At 52.1% G+C, this 16,921-nt stretch carries 14 protein-coding genes; 8 read left to right on the forward strand and 6 right to left on the reverse strand.

Annotation, left to right across the window (positions count from 1 at the left end; genetic code table 11):
* The first annotated feature begins 181 nt into the window (after positions 1 to 181).
* A complete protein-coding gene (locus Q394_RS0108710) occupies positions 182 to 1,192 on the forward strand; it encodes a class 1 fructose-bisphosphatase (protein WP_028488953.1) in 1,011 nt (336 codons plus the stop codon).
* 105 nt (positions 1,193 to 1,297) lie between these two features.
* Here the strand turns inward: Q394_RS0108710 and Q394_RS0108715 are convergent, their stop codons facing one another.
* Genes Q394_RS0108715 through purE form a run of 4 tightly spaced genes read right to left on the reverse strand, consistent with a single transcriptional unit; the run spans position 1,298 to position 3,925 of the window.
* On the reverse strand, positions 1,298 to 1,888 hold the full coding sequence (locus tag Q394_RS0108715) for a class I SAM-dependent methyltransferase (RefSeq protein WP_028488954.1): 591 nt from the start codon (positions 1,886 to 1,888) through the stop codon (positions 1,298 to 1,300).
* Positions 1,889 to 2,266 (reverse strand): SirB2 family protein, encoded by a 378-nt coding sequence (locus Q394_RS0108720; RefSeq protein WP_028488955.1) that lies wholly within the window; start codon positions 2,264 to 2,266, stop codon positions 1,889 to 1,891.
* An 11-nt stretch (positions 2,267 to 2,277) separates the two neighbouring features.
* The gene (locus tag Q394_RS0108725; RefSeq protein ID WP_038140982.1) at positions 2,278 to 3,405 is read right to left on the reverse strand and encodes a 5-(carboxyamino)imidazole ribonucleotide synthase; all 1,128 of its coding nucleotides are present in this window, start codon (positions 3,403 to 3,405) and stop codon (positions 2,278 to 2,280) included.
* 13 nt (positions 3,406 to 3,418) lie between these two features.
* The gene (gene purE, locus Q394_RS0108730) at positions 3,419 to 3,925 is read right to left on the reverse strand and encodes a 5-(carboxyamino)imidazole ribonucleotide mutase (protein ID WP_028488957.1); all 507 of its coding nucleotides are present in this window, start codon (positions 3,923 to 3,925) and stop codon (positions 3,419 to 3,421) included.
* A gap of 76 nt (positions 3,926 to 4,001) precedes the next feature.
* Between purE and Q394_RS0108735 the strand changes: the two genes are divergently transcribed.
* From Q394_RS0108735 to gspC, 3 genes are read left to right on the forward strand one after another with little or no spacing between them, the layout of a single operon-like run.
* Positions 4,002 to 4,901: a phosphoribosylaminoimidazolesuccinocarboxamide synthase gene (locus Q394_RS0108735; protein ID WP_038140984.1), complete on the forward strand. Its 900-nt coding sequence runs from the start codon at positions 4,002 to 4,004 to the stop codon at positions 4,899 to 4,901.
* A gap of 24 nt (positions 4,902 to 4,925) precedes the next feature.
* On the forward strand, positions 4,926 to 5,942 hold the full coding sequence (locus tag Q394_RS0108740; protein WP_028488959.1) for an NAD-dependent epimerase: 1,017 nt from the start codon (positions 4,926 to 4,928) through the stop codon (positions 5,940 to 5,942).
* 20 nt (positions 5,943 to 5,962) lie between these two features.
* Entirely contained in the window at positions 5,963 to 6,967 is a 1,005-nt protein-coding gene (gspC, locus tag Q394_RS0108745) for a type II secretion system protein GspC (RefSeq protein ID WP_028488960.1), read from the forward strand.
* A 13-nt stretch (positions 6,968 to 6,980) separates the two neighbouring features.
* Here the strand turns inward: gspC and Q394_RS0108750 are convergent, their stop codons facing one another.
* The gene (locus Q394_RS0108750) at positions 6,981 to 9,134 is read right to left on the reverse strand and encodes a RelA/SpoT family protein (protein ID WP_028488961.1); all 2,154 of its coding nucleotides are present in this window, start codon (positions 9,132 to 9,134) and stop codon (positions 6,981 to 6,983) included.
* A 39-nt stretch (positions 9,135 to 9,173) separates the two neighbouring features.
* Complete coding sequence (locus Q394_RS0108755) at positions 9,174 to 9,857, reverse strand: HAD family hydrolase (protein ID WP_051543146.1); 684 nt, start codon at positions 9,855 to 9,857, stop codon at positions 9,174 to 9,176.
* An 83-nt stretch (positions 9,858 to 9,940) separates the two neighbouring features.
* On the opposite strand from Q394_RS0108755, the gene Q394_RS0108760 reads away from it, so the two are divergent.
* The 4 genes from Q394_RS0108760 to Q394_RS0108775 all read left to right on the forward strand — a co-directional run bounded on the left by Q394_RS0108760 (position 9,941) and on the right by Q394_RS0108775 (position 16,919).
* Positions 9,941 to 10,747: an esterase/lipase family protein gene (locus Q394_RS0108760; protein ID WP_084260397.1), complete on the forward strand. Its 807-nt coding sequence runs from the start codon at positions 9,941 to 9,943 to the stop codon at positions 10,745 to 10,747.
* Positions 10,748 to 10,847: 100 nt separating this feature from the next.
* Positions 10,848 to 11,966 (forward strand): glycosyltransferase family 4 protein, encoded by a 1,119-nt coding sequence (locus Q394_RS0108765; protein WP_028488964.1) that lies wholly within the window; start codon positions 10,848 to 10,850, stop codon positions 11,964 to 11,966.
* A complete protein-coding gene (locus Q394_RS0108770) occupies positions 11,959 to 13,467 on the forward strand; it encodes a lipopolysaccharide biosynthesis protein (RefSeq protein ID WP_028488965.1) in 1,509 nt (502 codons plus the stop codon). Before Q394_RS0108765 ends, Q394_RS0108770 begins: the two co-directional genes overlap by 8 nt.
* 50 nt (positions 13,468 to 13,517) lie before the next feature.
* The gene (locus Q394_RS0108775; RefSeq protein ID WP_028488966.1) at positions 13,518 to 16,919 is read left to right on the forward strand and encodes a polysaccharide biosynthesis tyrosine autokinase; all 3,402 of its coding nucleotides are present in this window, start codon (positions 13,518 to 13,520) and stop codon (positions 16,917 to 16,919) included.
* Positions 16,920 to 16,921 lie beyond the last annotated feature (2 nt).

Genomic DNA, 16,921 nt, shown 5'->3' on the forward strand with positions numbered 1-16,921 from the left:
ACCTGTTGGCTGCGACTCACTATTAACACTACACACTCAACTAGTAATATTCAAAAGTTATAATACTCCCTCGCAAGTCTGGCGGATCTTCGGATCCGCCTTTTTTTATTTACAATTCAGTCATTAGCATATCATAATCAGCTTATATAAAGATTTTACTCTCAACTATATGGAAGCTGGTATGTACCAAATTGGCACCACACTGACACAGTTCATCTTAGAAGAACAACGTAAACACACAGGCGCAACGGGCGAGTTCAGCTGCGTACTGAACGACATTGCACTGGCCTGCAAGAAAATTGCTGCCTTGACCAGCAAGGGCGACCTCATCGGCGTGCTGGGTTCCGCCGGTTCCGAGAACGTGCAGGGCGAGGAACAGAAGAAAATGGACATCATCACCAACGACGTGATGATCGAAGCACTTTCCCGTGGACACGCAGCGGCACTAGCCTCCGAAGAAATGGATGAAGTGTATAACTTGCCCGGTAATGTTCCTCGCGGTCACTATTTGGTGACGTTCGACCCGCTGGATGGCTCCTCCAATATGGACGTGAATGTATCGGTTGGTACGATTTTCTCCATTATCAAAGCGCCTGAAGGCGTGGAAAACCCGACCGCTGCCGATTTCATGCAGCCGGGAACCAAGCAGGTTGCAGCAGGTTATTGCCTGTATGGCCCTTCCGCCATGATGGTACTGACCACCGGTAAGGGCGTAAACATGTTCACCTTGGACAAGGATTGCGGCGAATTCTTGCTAACCCGCGAAGACGTGAAAATCCCGGCCGATACCAAGGAATTTGCCATCAACGTTTCCAACCAGCGTTACTGGGAACCGCCCATGCAGCGTTACATCAGCGAATGCCTGCAAGGCGTTGAAGGCCCGCGTGGCAAAGACTTCAATATGCGCTGGGTTGCTTCCATGGTTGCTGAAATTCACCGCATCCTGACCCGTGGCGGCATTTTCATCTACCCGATGGATTCCAAAATGAAAGCATCAGGTAAAACCGGCAAGCTGCGCCTGCTATACGAAGCTAACCCAATGGGTTTCATCGTTGAACAGGCTGGCGGCCTAGCGACCACGGCTTACACCCGCATTATGGAACTTCAGCCAACTGACCTGCACCAACGTGTACCCGTGGTAATGGGTTCACGTAATGAGGTGGAATTGGTCACGAGCTACCATAAGGCTTAACACCTGAAGAAACCCCTCCCGGCCTCCCCTTATCAAGGGAGGAGTAAGAAATGCTAACTCTCTTGCTCCCTTCCCTGATAAGGGGAGGGTTGGGGAGGGGGTTCTTTATTGCATCTCCGCATACGACACGGTATACGACTGGCCTTGCTTGAGCTTGTCGAAATTACCGAACACTTCTTTCAGATTACGCTTCATGTATTCGCGCAAACCATTAATCGTCACCAAATACACCCGCCCGCCCGGTTTGAGGTGGTGCTTGATATCGTGCAACAAAATGCTCATCATTTCCTTACCAACCTTCGCCGGAATGTTGGAAGCGATCACATCAAAACGGGCATCCTTGTCGATATGCTGAAAACCGTTGCTGAGCATCGCGCGAGCATTGGCCAGTTTGTTCACGCCTGCATTGCGGTTGGCGTATTCCACCGCCATGAAATCCTTGTCGACCATCAGCGTCTGGCCTTGTGGAGCCAGTTTTGCCATCACCAGACCGACGGGACCATAGCCGCAACCAAGGTCGAAGCAATCGTCGGTCGGGTTGATTTCCAGGTATTTCAGCAACAAGTCTGTGCCATCATCAATTTCACGCGGTGAAAAAATCCCCCACGTTGATAGGAAAGTAAAACGATTACCGCACAACTCAACATCAAAGCGGATATCATCCCGCAAGCTTTTAGAATAAGGAATATCAGCCATTTAAAGTACCGCCGGTGCTATGCCTTTGGCATATAAAAAAGTGTAAATAAAGGTCGCAAGGCCAGCCAACCACAAGATCGTTGCTGTCGCTTTGCTTAAACCTGGTTTTAGCGCAATCACACCGAGTACAACGTACACGATCAGACCCACCGCTTTAATGATGACGAAACTATCAACACCATGAGCCGTACTAATCAGCGCCAGCCACAACCCCGTTATCAGCAGAAGCAGCATGGATAACGAAGCACTAGCGAGCGCTGCCTTGCCAGTCACTGCCGGGTTGTTGGTCAACATCCAAAATCCCCGGATCAAGTAAACGACGACCGAAAGTAAGGCAACGATGGCGTGTACTTTGACTATCGGCATGTTGGTATCCATGGGGTACGTCCTTATTGCAATTGTTGGAAAATCCGATCCGCTGCTACTAAAGCTTCATCAAGCTCACTGGCTAGGGTGCAATAATGCCCCATCTTACGACCGGGGCGGGCTTCGTGTTTACCGTACAAGTGTAGCTTGGTATTGGGGCTTTGTAGTAAAGCCAACCAGTCGGGGTGCGTATCGTGCCATAAATCACCCAGCATATTGACCATCACCACCGGGGACAACAAGCGCGTATCCCCAAAAGGCAACTCGCACACCATGCGCACTTGCTGTTCAAATTGTGAGGTGACGCAAGCATCAAGGGTGTAATGCCCACTGTTATGGGTACGCGGTGCCATTTCATTCACCAGTAACTCGCCTTGGCGGGTAACAAAGAATTCCACCGCCATGACCCCGACGAAATCGAGCTTGTCGGCGAGGCGGGTGGCAGCCGCTTGTGCGGCTTGTGCCAGTGCGGCATCAATTCGGGCAGGCACAATACTTTGGTGCAAAATGCCGTTACGGTGCTCGTTTTCTGCGACCGGGAAGCAACGCACGTCGCCGCCCACACTGCGGGCAAGGATCACGGAAATTTCGCACGCCAGCTCCACCCGCTGCTCCAACACGCAAGCAACACCGCCCAATTGCGCAAAAGCGGCTTCGGCTTCAGCAACCGAATGCACCGTCATCTGGCCTTTGCCGTCGTACCCCATGCGTGCCGTTTTGAGAATGGCGGGGAATTGGATGCTAGATGGTGCTGCCAGAATATCCGCCGTCGTATGGATCGCTGCAAATGGCACGGGCAGCAAGCCACAGGCTCGCACGAATTCCTTCTCCACCCTGCGGTCTTGCGCCATTTGCACCGCATGAGCGGAAGGGCGCACCGGGCAGAATTGCGTCAGAAACTCCAGCGTTTGCGCTGGAATATTCTCAAATTCAGTGGTGATCACATCGCAACGTTGCCCGAAGGCTGCCAGTGCCGCTTCATCATCGTAAGCAGCAATAAGGTGATCATCAGCAAGCTGGGCAGCCGGGCTTTGGAAATCGGGTTCCAGAATAATGACGCGGTAGCCGAGGGTACGAGCCGCAACAGTAAACATGCGCCCAAGTTGCCCGCCGCCGAGCATTCCGATGGTTGAGCCGGGAAGTAGTGTCATAAAATAATGGTCATCAGGTTTCGGGTGGAAGTTTCATGTTCATGGCTTGACGCCGCTGTTCATCGCGGAACTGCGTGAGTTTCGCCGCCAATTCCGGGTTTTCATTCGCTAACATGGCGACAGCAAACAAAGCAGCATTCGCCGCACCGGCTTCGCCAATCGCAAACGTCGCAACCGGGACACCTTTGGGCATCTGCACGATGGAATACAGCGAATCAATCCCGTTTAAGGCACGACTCGTCACCGGTACACCGAGTACTGGGAGGGTGGTTTTCGCTGCCAACATGCCGGGTAAGTGCGCCGCGCCACCTGCACCCGCAATAATGCATTTCAAACCACGTTCGCGGGCGGTTTCCGCGTATTCAAACAGCAAATCGGGTGTTCTATGGGCGGAAACGACGCGGTATTCGTGGGCAATACCAAACTTTTCCAGTTGTTCAACCGCTTTGGACATGACAGGCCAATCGCTGTTGCTTCCCATGACAACCCCTACTACGACCACCGAACTGGGTTGAGTCATGATGCTCCCCTTATTTTCCTGCAAAATCTGATATTATAACGTGATGTACCCTTTACGCACTAACTAACAGCAAGCAATGAACACAAGCAGCCATCTGAACAGCGTTTTTGAGACGCACATTACTTCCCTTCCCCTGATTGCGCGGGGCAAAGTCCGTGATATTTACGCGGTGGATGAACAGCACATGCTGATTGTCACCACGGATCGCCTATCAGCCTTCGATGTCATCATGCCGACACCGATCCCGCAGAAGGGGGTAATCCTCACGCAGGTAGCCAACTTCTGGTTCGGTTTACTGCAAGACGTGATCCCGAATCACCTAAGCACCCTGACGCTGGATGATTTGACGCTGACGGCGGCTGAAAAAGCCGAGCTGCAAGGCCGCAGCATCATTGTGAAACGCCTCAAACCCTTGCCGGTGGAAGCGATTGTGCGCGGCTACCTGATCGGCTCCGGCTGGAAGGATTACCAGCAAACTGGCGCAGTGTGCGGCATTGAATTACCTGCCGGTTTGCAAATGGCCGACCGTTTGCCTGAGGCGATTTTCACCCCTTCCAGCAAAGCCGACGTGGGTGATCACGACATCAACATCAGCTTTGCCGAGATGCAGGCGCGGATTGGCGCAGACCTCGCCGAACAAGTGCGCAGCGTCAGTTTGGAACTGTACCACCAAGCGTCAGCATACGCGCTCAAACGCGGCATTATTATTGCCGACACCAAGTTTGAGTTCGGGCTGGATGCGGATGGCAAGCTGGTGCTGATTGACGAAATCCTTACCCCGGATTCTTCGCGCTTCTGGCCTGCTGATCAGTACAAACCCGGCATTAGTCCGCCATCGTTTGACAAACAATTCGTGCGGGATTATTTAGAAACACTGGATTGGGGGAAGGTTGCGCCAGGGCCTGAGTTGCCCGCTGATATTATTGACAAAACTGCCGCCAAATACCGTGAAGTTGCCGATTTAATTACAAAATAACGATTACAATAAAAGGAATAAGCCATGCGCGTATTGATCACTGGGGTTGCCGGTTTCATCGGAATGCACCTCGCCCTGCAACTGTTGCAGCGTGGGGATGAGGTTGTCGGTATCGACAATTTCAACGACTATTACGATGTCCGCTTGAAAGAAAGCCGCTTACAGCGCGTGGTGGATGCTGATACCGCCGGTAAATTCACATTCATCCGCCTCGATCTGGCTGACCGTGCGGGCATGGCAAAACTGTTTGCCGAAGAAGGGCTGGATGCGGTGGTAAACCTTGCCGCGCAAGCCGGGGTACGTTATTCCATTGAAAACCCGCTGGCTTACATCGACAGTAATCTGGTGGGGTTTGGGCACATTCTGGAAGGTTGCCGCCATAACGGGGTCAAGCATCTGGTGTATGCGTCGTCCAGCTCGGTGTACGGGGCGAACGAATCCATGCCGTTTTCGGTGCATGACAACGTAGACCACCCGCTGTCTTTGTACGCGGCTTCCAAAAAAGCCAACGAGCTGATGGCGCATACTTATTCGCATTTGTATAACTTGCCGACCACGGGTTTGCGCTTTTTCACGGTGTATGGCCCGTGGAGCCGCCCGGATATGGCGATGTTCAAATTCACCCAAGCGATTTTGGCAGGGCAGCCGATTGATGTGTTTAACTACGGCAAACACCGCCGTGATTTCACCTATATTGACGATATTGTGGAAGGGGTAATCCGCACGCTTGACCACACCGCCCGCCCGAACCCTGAGTGGAGCGGGATGAAACCCGACCCCGGCACGAGTAAAGCGCCGTGGCGCGTCTATAATATCGGCAATCAGAATCCGGTTGAGTTGATGGATTACATCCGCGCCATTGAAGAGGCATTAGGGAAAAAAGCCGAGCTTAACCTGTTGCCACTACAACCCGGTGATGTGCCAGACACTTACGCCGATGTGGATGCACTGGTACAAGATGTGGATTATCGCCCCAGTATGTCGGTCGATAAGGGGACACGCCGCTTCGTTCAGTGGTATCGTGAATATTATCAAGTTTAACGCTGTTAACGAGGTTTCAAATGCAAGGTACGCAACATTCACGCCTGTTTGAGCGCTTGCTGGGTCGCGCCCCGGATTATGTCAGTTTTGGGTTGGTGATTGTGTTCGGCTTTTTGCTGGCACGCCTAACGTGGATGTTCTTCCCAACGGAACTGCGTCCCTTGCTCAATGATTCCGCGTCAAGCAGTGTTGGCAGCACAGCCCCCCCAGCCAACAGCTTGGGGGATAAGCTAGCAAGCTATCATTTATTTGGGCAATATCAGGCCGATGGCAGTAAACCTACCCCAAGCAATATCCAACCCACACAGCTTGCCCTAAAACTTCAAGGGATTTACGCACCCGCTAGAAATAAAGGTTTCGCGGTCATTGAAGAAGGTAGCCAACAAAAAACCTATGCTGTCGGTGATAGCATCAGTACATCTGGGGCGGTGCTAGAGCAAGTACTGGCAGATCATGTACTCTTACGGCGTAATGGTTTATTGGAAAAACTGGCGCTACCAAAACCAGAAGCCAGTGGCAAAGGCACACCCTCTGGCGGCATGGGCATGGACAATATGCCCAGCGACATGCCCATGCCTGACTATTCCGCCTCTCCCGACATGATGCCGCCAGCAGACATGCTCATCCCCACTGAGGCTGTACCTCCACCCCTGCCAGAAATGGAGCAACAATCCTCAGAATCACAAGGCATACCGCCTGAATCCACCGCAACGCCAGCGAGCAGTTTAGGCGATTTCCGTCAGTCCGTACTCAATAACAATATGCGCCTGATGGAAGTGGCTAGCCCACAACCTTATGAACGTGACGGCAAGTTTCTAGGCTTTCAGTTAAGCCCCGGTAGCAATGTCGCCATGTTCAACCAACTAGGTTTGCAGGCAGGGGATATTGTGACAGCAGTCAATGGCACGCCACTGGAGAACCCTGCCATTGCGATGCGCATGTTACAGGAAGCAGGCACAGCGACGCAGATCAACTTGAGTATTACCCGTAATGGGCAGGAAGTATCACTGCCCATCAATTTCTAGTCACGATTCTCAATCAGGCCTTACGCTGCGCATCAATCACGGATGACAATTGCAGCAATTTTTCCAGCACATCGCCCAGTTGCTGCACATCACGAATTTCCAGCGTGAAGTCCATCAGCGCAAAGCACGGGTCATTGGTTTCCCGGGTATGTAGGCTATGGATATTGACCTTCTCCTTGGCCAGTAAACTAGCAATGTCACCTAAAACCCCAGATTTATTGTAAGTGGAAACGGTAATATCCGCTGCGTAGGCCGATGCATGAGAACCCCAGTCCACATCGATAATCCGCTCTTCACGCTCCTTGCGTAGATTGGCGAGATCAGGGCAATCCACCCGATGCACAATGACACCCCGCCCCTGTGACAAATAACCCACAATGGCATCACCATTAACGGGGTGACAACACGTCGCCATCTGGCTGTAGATTTTGCTAACACCGCGCACTTCAATCTGGCTATTTAACGCATCAGGGCTACGCGTTTTACGCAGCTTGAACTCAGGCTCATGGGCTTTTAAGAGAAAATTACGCACCTGCGCCGAAGAAATATCATCGCGCCCAATCGCAATCAACAAATCACGCTCACTGGTACGGTTGAACTGTTTAACGAGTTCGGCGTAATCCAATTTATCAAGGTTTAACAAGTGGCGCTCTTTTTGGAGAATGCGCTCACCATCCTTGATGTTCTGCTCGTGGTTTTGTTGACTAAACCATTGACGCACTTTCTGGCGGGTACTGACAGCTTTAATAAAACCCAGTTCTGGCTTCATCCAATCTTGGCGAGGCTGCTCGTGATTACTGGTGATCACCTCCACTTGTTCGCCGTTATTGAGCACATAATTAAGCGGCACAATAGCACCGTTAACCTTAGCGCCCCGGCAACGATGCCCGACACTGGTATGCACATGGTAAGCGAAATCCACGGGCGTTGAGCCTTTGGGCATATCAATAATCCTACCCTTAGGCGTGATCACGAATACCCGATCACTGAACACTTCCGTTCGGAAATCTTCCAACAGATCACTGTCACTATCATTGGCATCCAGCAGACGACGCATGGAATTGATCGCCTCACCCATTACCTTATCTTGCTTGCCCCCCTCCTTGTAATGCCAATGGGCAGCAACGCCTAGCTCGGCAAAGCGGTGCATCTCAAGGGTACGAATCTGCACTTCAACGTATTTACCACCCGGCCCCACGACTACCGTATGGATAGACTGATAGCCATTTGCCTTCTTTTTGGAAATGTAATCATCGTACTCTTCGGGAATGTAGCGCCACGTCTCATTCACAAGATTAAGGGTGCGGTAACAAGTAGCCTTATCTTCCACGATGACACGCACCGCACGCAAATCGTAAAGCTCATCAATCTCAATATTCTTGCGACTTTTCTTCTTCCAAATACTGTAAAGATGCTTGGGACGACCGTAAACCTCCCCTTTGATCTCGTGTTCACCCAACAACTTCTTCAGAATGTAAATGAAATCAGCAATGTATTGCTCACGCTCAATACGCTTCCCCGCCAGCGACTTAGCGATATCTTTATAGGCTTCAGGCTGTAGAAAACGGAAAGAGAGATCTTCCAATTCCCATTTAATTTGGCTAATGCCCAAACGACTGGCAAGAGGCGCGTACAAATCCATGCTCTGACGAGCCACACAACGGTGCAAATCGGAAAGCTCTTCACGTGACAACAAACGCAGGTATTGCAAACTCCACGCCAGCTTAATCAGCACTGCACGAATATCCTTAACCATCGCCATCAACATGCGTCGCAACTGTTCTCCCTGCTCCTGAGGCGAGGTGCGTGGGTCAGTATTTTCCACACAATCACGGAAACGTTGCAAATTACGCATATCTTCACACAGCAGCCGGACTGGCTCGCCATACTGCTGCTCCACCTCCTCAAGCGTCAGTATTTGCTGGAAACGGCTATCGCACAACAACGCGGCCATGATAGTCGTTTGATCAACATCCAAATGACGCAGAATCTCAGCCACCTCCAAACTACAAGGTTGCAAATGATCTGTGGAAGGAGGCATCAAAAACAAACGGTCGATAATCTGCCCTAACAGATAGAAATCCCGCTCGTTATCAGACACCCAAAAACGGTCAATCCACGCTTGACGGGTACGCGACTCGGTGTCGCTGCTTCGGCTATGTCGCATGTTAGTAATGCATCCTCTCTGCCAAATAATAATTATTATTTATAGTTTTGTAATCACAGACTCCAGTTGAGCAAGATTGTCGATCACGGCATCCGGCTTCTGTCCGCCCGGCCAAACGTGGCCTTCGGGATTAAACCAAACGGTACGCAAACCTGCACTGGCTGCCCCCTGAATGTCCTTTACCGGGTCATCGCCGACATAGACGGCTTGATGCGAGGCAATATTGACCTGTTGCAGTGCCTGATGAAAAATCGCCGGGTGTGGTTTGGCGACCCCTGCTTGCGCAGCACTGTGAACAAATTGGAACAAATGCCCCACCCCGATATGGTGGACACTGGCATTACCATTGCTGATAACCCCTAGCAAAAAGCGTGCCGATAGTGCCTCCAACACTGCCAGCGCACCTTCAAAAAATGTCACTTCATTACGCGCTAGCCAGAATACCTCAAAGCCTTGCTCCACCAATGCCAATGGATAATCATGCTCTACGGCCAGCTCTGCTAACCAATGTTGGCGTAATTGAGTAAGATTATAGTGCAATTCAGGGTATTGCTGCATGTAGTTGATGCGTTTTTTCAGCAGCTGCTCTGGAGAATACCGCTCGGTAATACGCGGGTAATGGATACTCAGCCATATATAAAAGCGCTGTTCGGCGTGTTCAATCACCGGCTTACACGCCCACAAAGTGTCGTCAAGGTCAAAAGCAATACAACGTATAGTCATGATGAAACTCAAGTCTTGCGGTAGAATTCAAGGATAATATTAGAATTAGCTAACACACGATAACGATTCACTCGGAGGTTTACATGAAAATCCGTCACTGGATAGTACTGGCAATGAGCCTGTTATTATTCCCAACATCCTTGTGGGCGCAAACGGTCGTACTCGTTCACGGCTTTCAAGCCAGCGGCATGGATTGGCGCAAACAAGGTGTTACCCCAGTATTGCAACAATATGGCTGGGCAGATGGTGGCAATGTCATCCTCACCTCACAAGGTGTTTATAACCCCACCAACCCGATAGGTCGACCAGCACGCATTTTCTACACCGTTGAATTGCCGCGCCGTGCGCCCATCATGCTACAAGCGCTCTGGCTGGATCTCTACCTGCAATATATTTATGCCCAACGTCAGGAACCCCTGACGCTGGTAGGGCACTCAGCAGGTGGTTTAGTCGCTCGCGACTGGCTAGTCAGTGCCAATAGTGTCCCCGTGGATAGCCTTATTACGATTGCGACCCCGCATGTTGGCACGCCCAGTGCGATGCTTGCTAGCCTTGCCACCAATACCCCGATGGGCTTTTTTGCCAAAATGATGGGGATGGGCAAGTGGAGTGCTGACGCGGAAAACTTATACGACGACATGCGTCCTGAAAAGCCAGGGCGTTTCCTATATTGGCTGAACCATCAACCACACCCAGCGATTCGCTACGTCTCGGTGATACGCGACAATCAGCTACGCCCCGACAGGTTTGATTTCGTAGTACCGACTTACAGCCAGGACATGAACAATACCTTCGCCCTACACGGCAAATCTGAACGCGTAACGGATCAAGGTTCTCACTTCCTTGGTCTCCAGGATGGCTACACACTGGCAAAGATTTTAGCGCACTAAAGCCGGTCTTCCCGCGTCTGCTACCACTGTTCGCGCTGGCTATCAACAGGGATGCAAGGGGGTGATAGCGTGTACTTATGTTAAACCTTGAGTCTGTTGCATGAGTGCCACCACTATCCTGTCCGCCTATTACCGGCATAAGCAAGGCGGCTTTACCACCCGCCTTTACCGCGCTTACCGCGCCCTCGATGCAGCCGGTTATCGGGTCATTTACGTCGCCACCGAAAAGCTGCCGGTTGAGGGTGAACACATCCAGCCGGTCATTTTACCGATGCGCTCCAAGCCCTCCTCGCCGTGGTATTGGCCGGAATTTTACCTGCGAGCCATGCGCGAATTACGCCGCCTGACCCGTGAACATCAGGTGCAACAGCATGTGATGTTCTCGTTTTTCTACGCCACCCTGTCGATTTTAGCCAGTTGGGGGCTGGGGGTGAAAACCCTGACCTTCGTGCGCGGCGATGATATTTTCGATGCGGCTAAAAAGCGTTTTGCCCGCCCGCGCATCTGGGCACACAGCCTGCTGGAAAAACTGGGGATGCGCTATTCGCATCAGGTGATTACCACCAGCGACACCATGAAAGCCAGCATTAACCAGCGCTCCGGCGGTCAGGAGAAAACCGCCAGTCTGCCCAACAATATTGTGACCCAGCCGCTCGACATTCACCTGCCGAATATCCGCGCTGACACGGTGCGCATCGCCACGGTATCAGTGCTGAACCCGCGTAAAAACCTGATGCTGGTGTTACGGGCGCTCAGCCAATTACCCCCCGACCAACGCTGGGAATACTTACTGATTGGCAGCGACAACAGCGGCAAACACTATCTGGAAGAACTACAAGCTTTTACCGCTGAAGCCGGGCTAAGCGACCGAGTACATTTCCTCGGCTGGCGCGATGATGTCGCCACCCTCCTGCAAAGCTGCCACCTGCTGGTGCTACCCACCTTGCACGAAGGCTCCCCGAATGCCCTGCTGGAAGCGATGGGTTACGGCCTGCCTTGCCTTGCCAGCCATATCCCGGAAATCCGCGAAATCTTGCCTGACCGCGAACTGCTGTTCGACCCGCACCACCCAGCGGAACTGACCCACAAACTGGAACGTTTCCTCCAGCTACCGGGCTATGCCGGGGTAATCAAGGCGAAAACGGCACAATGCAAGGCACGTTACACCTTCGATTGGGATCAGCGCATGGTGGCCCTGGTCGACGCAGCCAATGGCTAAAGCAATCACCAAGGGGTATGCCAGTTCCACCGTGATCCGCTTGCTGGCGATTGGCCTCAATGCGGTGGGGGCACTGCTGCTGTTGCCATTTGTGCTCAAGGCGCTGGGGGCAAACGATTTTGGTATCTGGGCGATGGCAACCTCCATCACCGGCTACCTATTGCTGCTGGATTTTGGCATTGCACTGGCCTGCACCCGTTACCTGTCGGTGAATGCTGAAGATCAGGCGGGCTGGCGACGCACGTTCAGCAGTTCATTCGCGCTATCACTAGGCTTGGCAGCCCTGTTGTTACTGGTAGCCGGGCTGGTACAAGTGGGCGTTTACAGCGGGCTATTGCCTGCATCCTACCAGCCCATGCCGAATGTCATCAGCCTGTTGCTGGTGGAAGTCGCGCTATCCATCCCCTTGCGCCTCTACCAAAGCATTTTGCGGGCGGAAATGCGTTATGTGGAAATCGGCCTGTTTGAAATTGTGCGCATCGTACTGCGCTTGCTCGGTATCCCACTGATCTTGTGGGCAGGTGGCGGGCTAATGAGTATTTTGGTGTATGCCTCCGCCGTCAATGTGCTGTTTTTTGCACTCATGCTGATCAATGTTTACCGGCGTGACCGCACCCTTTACATCGACTGGCAAACGGTGGACTGGGTGCATGTACGCGAACTGTTTAACTTCAGCAAATACGCCGCTGTCACGCAGGTGGCAGAATTCTTCAAATACCGCACCGATAATGTGTTGGTGGGAATACTGTTAGGGGTCAGCGCGGTTGCCCCTTATGCCATTATGGTGGTGGTCGTCGATATGCTCACCCAAATCCTGATGCGTTTCCAGAGTTACTGGGACACCCTCATCATGCGCCATGCTGGGGAACATCGCCTCGCCAGTGCCCTCGATACCACCCTGAAATCACTGCAAATCGGCGTGTCATTAGCCTTGCTGGCCACCTTTGATACTTGGTTGCTGGGAACGCATTTCCTGAGCCTGTGGGTCGGTGAAACCTACGCCCATCTGGCGCTACCGCTAACCCTGTTTACCCTGATTCTGCCCGGTCTGGCAGTGCAGTTGGCGACCTCACCTTACTTCAATGCACTGGGAAAACAACGCAGTAATGCGGTGCTGGCCTTGCTGGAAATCCTGATCAAACTGGTCTTGCTATTACCGCTCACCAAGCTGTTTGCGGCGGATGGCGTCATCTACGCCAGTGTATTAGCAGCATTTGGTGCTGCCGTGCTGCGCTTACGCGTCATGGCAGGTATCGTGCAGTGCTCCCCGCTGCACCTGACACGCATGGTAATTTGCAAATTAATGCCCGTGCTGGTGTTACTAGGCGTTCTGTGGAGCCTCACTCTGTTGCTGGAATTGGCAGGTATGCCAGCACTGTTCACAGCAGCACTGATTTTAGCATTGCAGCTCATCTATTTATTATTTTCTATCAAAAAACCTACTTATACGCATCATCCAGCACTTCACGCCATTTGTCCAAGCCCGCGTAGCACTAGCTGACAGCATTCCCTATTGTCAAGGCTACCGAAATCATCAGAAACGAGCATACCTTGAAAATCGCATTCATTGCCATCAAAGGGATTGACCGCATCGGCGGTGTCGAAACCTACACGGTAGAGCTGGGTAAAAGGCTGGTTGACGCAGGGCATCAGGTCATTGTGTACACGGCGAAAACCCCGGAACACCCTGCCCCATTCTATTATGAGGGGATGCGGGTTATTCCGTTATCCACCATTCACCATAAATATTTTGAAAAAATGGTGCTGGTTATCCATGCTAGCCTGCACCAGTTCTCGGTAAAGGGTATTGACGTGGTGCACTACCATGCCGTCGGCCCCAGCCTGTTTTCGTTCCTGCCGCGTCTAATCGGGCGTTACACCGTTTTCCAGAGCCACGGGCATGAATGGGAACGCAGTTCATGGAATAGTTTCGCACAGCTATTTTTTCACCTATCGGAAAAACTCACCTTCTGGTTTGCCAATGATGCTACGGCCGTTTCCCGCACGCTTCAGCACTATTACCAGCAAAAATATCACAAGAACGTTACCTATATTCCGACCGGCATCACACCGCGCTTACACCCTGCCGTACTCAATAAGATTGCCCGTTATGGTGTCACACGTGGTAGCTACATCCTCTATGTTGGGCGCTTATCGCTGGAAAAACGGGTACATGACCTGATTCAAGCATACCAACAATTGGAACAGCCAAGCGTCAAATTGGTCATCGTCGGTAGCGCCCGCGCCCAAGACTCTTACGCTGATAAATTGAATGCACTGGCCGACGGCAATCCCAATATTCTGTTCACCGGTGCGGTATATGGCGAAGAATTAGCAGAATGGTACGACAACGCGTATGTGTATGTACTGCCCTCGCAGATGGAAGGCTTGCCCATCACCCTGCTAGAGGCCATGAGCCTAGGGCGTTGCTGCATTGCCAGTGACATTGATGCCAATACCGAAGCATTAGACGGCAAAGGCATCCTCTTCCCGACAGGCGATACCGCCGCATTACGCGACCGCTTGCAAGATGCGCTCGATGACCCGGCACGGGTGCAACAGATCGGCGCAACCTTGTACCAGCACGTACTTAACCATTACACCTGGACACTGGTCACTGACCAATTCATCCAGTTTTACCAAAAAGCACTTCCCGCAGCAGTTAACAAAGGCACTGTCACTATTATGAAAGGCAACGGCACATCCATCCCCCATTACCCTGCCAACACCCCTGAACCCACACGTAATGCCCCACACATCGTATTAGCAGACCCAGCGCCGGGACGTGATTACACTGCGTATGCGACACCGCCTAAAATCCCGCTGTCACATTACTGGAGCACTCTGCGCCAAAATACTGGCCCCATCCTGCTGACAACCGCCCTGATCAGCGCTCTAATGCTCGGCTTGGCATGGCTGACCAACCCAACCTACACCGCCAAAAGCAGCGTCAAGATCGAAACCACCTCGCCCAAATTGTTGGAATACGATGTGGATACGGCTCGCCCACCGTCTTATATTGACGAAAATATGTTCTACAACACCCAGTACAAAATGCTGCGTAGCCGCGATCTGGCTACCGAAGTCATCGACAAACTGGGCATCCGTGACACCCTGCTGGAAGAACGCGGCTTTAAAGAGCCTGCTTACTGGTTGATTGCCCCCTTGAAAGCCATCGTGGCAGACGCACGCAAACTCTTGCCCGGTAACGAAGCAGCGGCATGGGATTCCCCCGAAGTAACGGCTGAAGAAATCTTTCTAGAACACCTGACCATCAACCCAGTCAGAAATTCACGCATCATTGACATCCATTTCACCTCAACCAACCCGATCATGGCACGGGATGTCGTGCAAGGCATGACCGATACCTTCGTGGAATTGCAACAACGCGGCAAGCAAGCAGCAGCGGAGCAAGCCACCCAATTCCTCGATAAGCAAATCAATGAGGCACGCGACAAACTGCAAACCAGTGAAGCCGCCCTGATCCGTTACGCCCGCAATAAAAACATCGTCGACACCAACTCAGACGAACCTATCATTGCCAAAAATCTGGAAGAACTCAGCAAAGCTCACATAGCAGCCAAGGAAAAACGCATCCAAACCCAAAGTTTGTACAACAGCAAAGGTAAAGTCGCTGGCTCCTTGAATGTGGACGATAGCCCACTGATTCAGGAACACAAAAAGGAACTGGGTAAACTACAAAGCACCTATTTAGCGAACCTTGAGCTATTTAAACCCAATTACCCAGCCATGCTATCCCTGCAAGAGCAAATTAACAGCCGTGAAGCCCTGATTGCCAAGGAAAGTACCCATATCCGTTCAGACACTGCCATCAACCTCAAGGCCTCCTATGAAGCTGCTGTCGCAGAAGAACGCAAGCTGGATGACGAAATCAAGCTACTGGAAAAAGAATTACTGCAATTCCGCGATGACAGCATCGGCTATGCCAACCTCAAGCGCGATGTGGAAACCGGGCGCAGCCTGTACGACGGTTTGTTACAACGCGTTAAAGAAATCAATGTCGTGGAAACAGCCCAGACGGGCAGCATTTCAGTGGTCGACAAAGCCATTTTACCCTCACGCAAAGATGGCCCCAGCTACGCCAAATACCTGTTACTGGGCTTGCTATCCGGCCTGTTCCTCAGCGCTTTGGCCGTCATGCTGCGCGAAACCCTGCAACCCAAAATACGCCTAACCGAAGACTTGCAGGAAATCGGCGGCAAATACCAAGTGCTGCACTCCCTTCCTTACAGCAAAGCACTCCTGAACCGCAGTCAGGCCGAATTGCTCAAGCAGCAACCCGACCAAACCTGGGTAGATGCACTGCGTTACCTGAAAACCTCGCTGGTACTCGCCAACAACGGGCGCTTCCCGCAAATCCTGCATATTACCAGCCCCCTGCCGGGTGAAGGCAAAAGCACCACCGCCGTCAATCTGGCGCTGATGCTAGCCAACACCGGCAACAAGGTCTTACTGATTGATGCGGATTTGCGTAAACCTACCATCCATAAGCACCTAGAACTCGATAACAGCTACGGCCTGACCCATTACCTGACCGGCACTGCCCGCGAAAGCCCGCTGACACGGGTCAAAGGTTCACGCCTACTGTTTGTCATTTGTGCAGGCCCTGCCGTACCCGATCCAGTAGAAGCGCTGTCAGGAGCACACATGCAAACCTTGCTGGACAAATCGCGGGAAGTGTTTGACTACGTGATTGTGGATGCCCCACCGATCCTCGGTATGGCCGACTCCCTGCTACTCGCCAACCGTTCAGACGGAACCCTGCTGATTGTAGCCAACAACCGCTCCAGCAAACAGGACGTGCGCACCGCCATTGACTGTCTGGAAAAGAGCCATGGTAAAATACTGGGACTGGTGCAAAACATGGTTCCCAACAAAGCTAACAGCACCAGCAACTACTCTGACGGGCGCAGCATGATCGTTCACGCCTAACC

It is taken from the genome of Thiothrix lacustris DSM 21227 (assembly GCF_000621325.1).
In the GTDB taxonomy this organism is placed as follows: Bacteria; Pseudomonadota; Gammaproteobacteria; order Thiotrichales; family Thiotrichaceae; genus Thiothrix; species Thiothrix lacustris.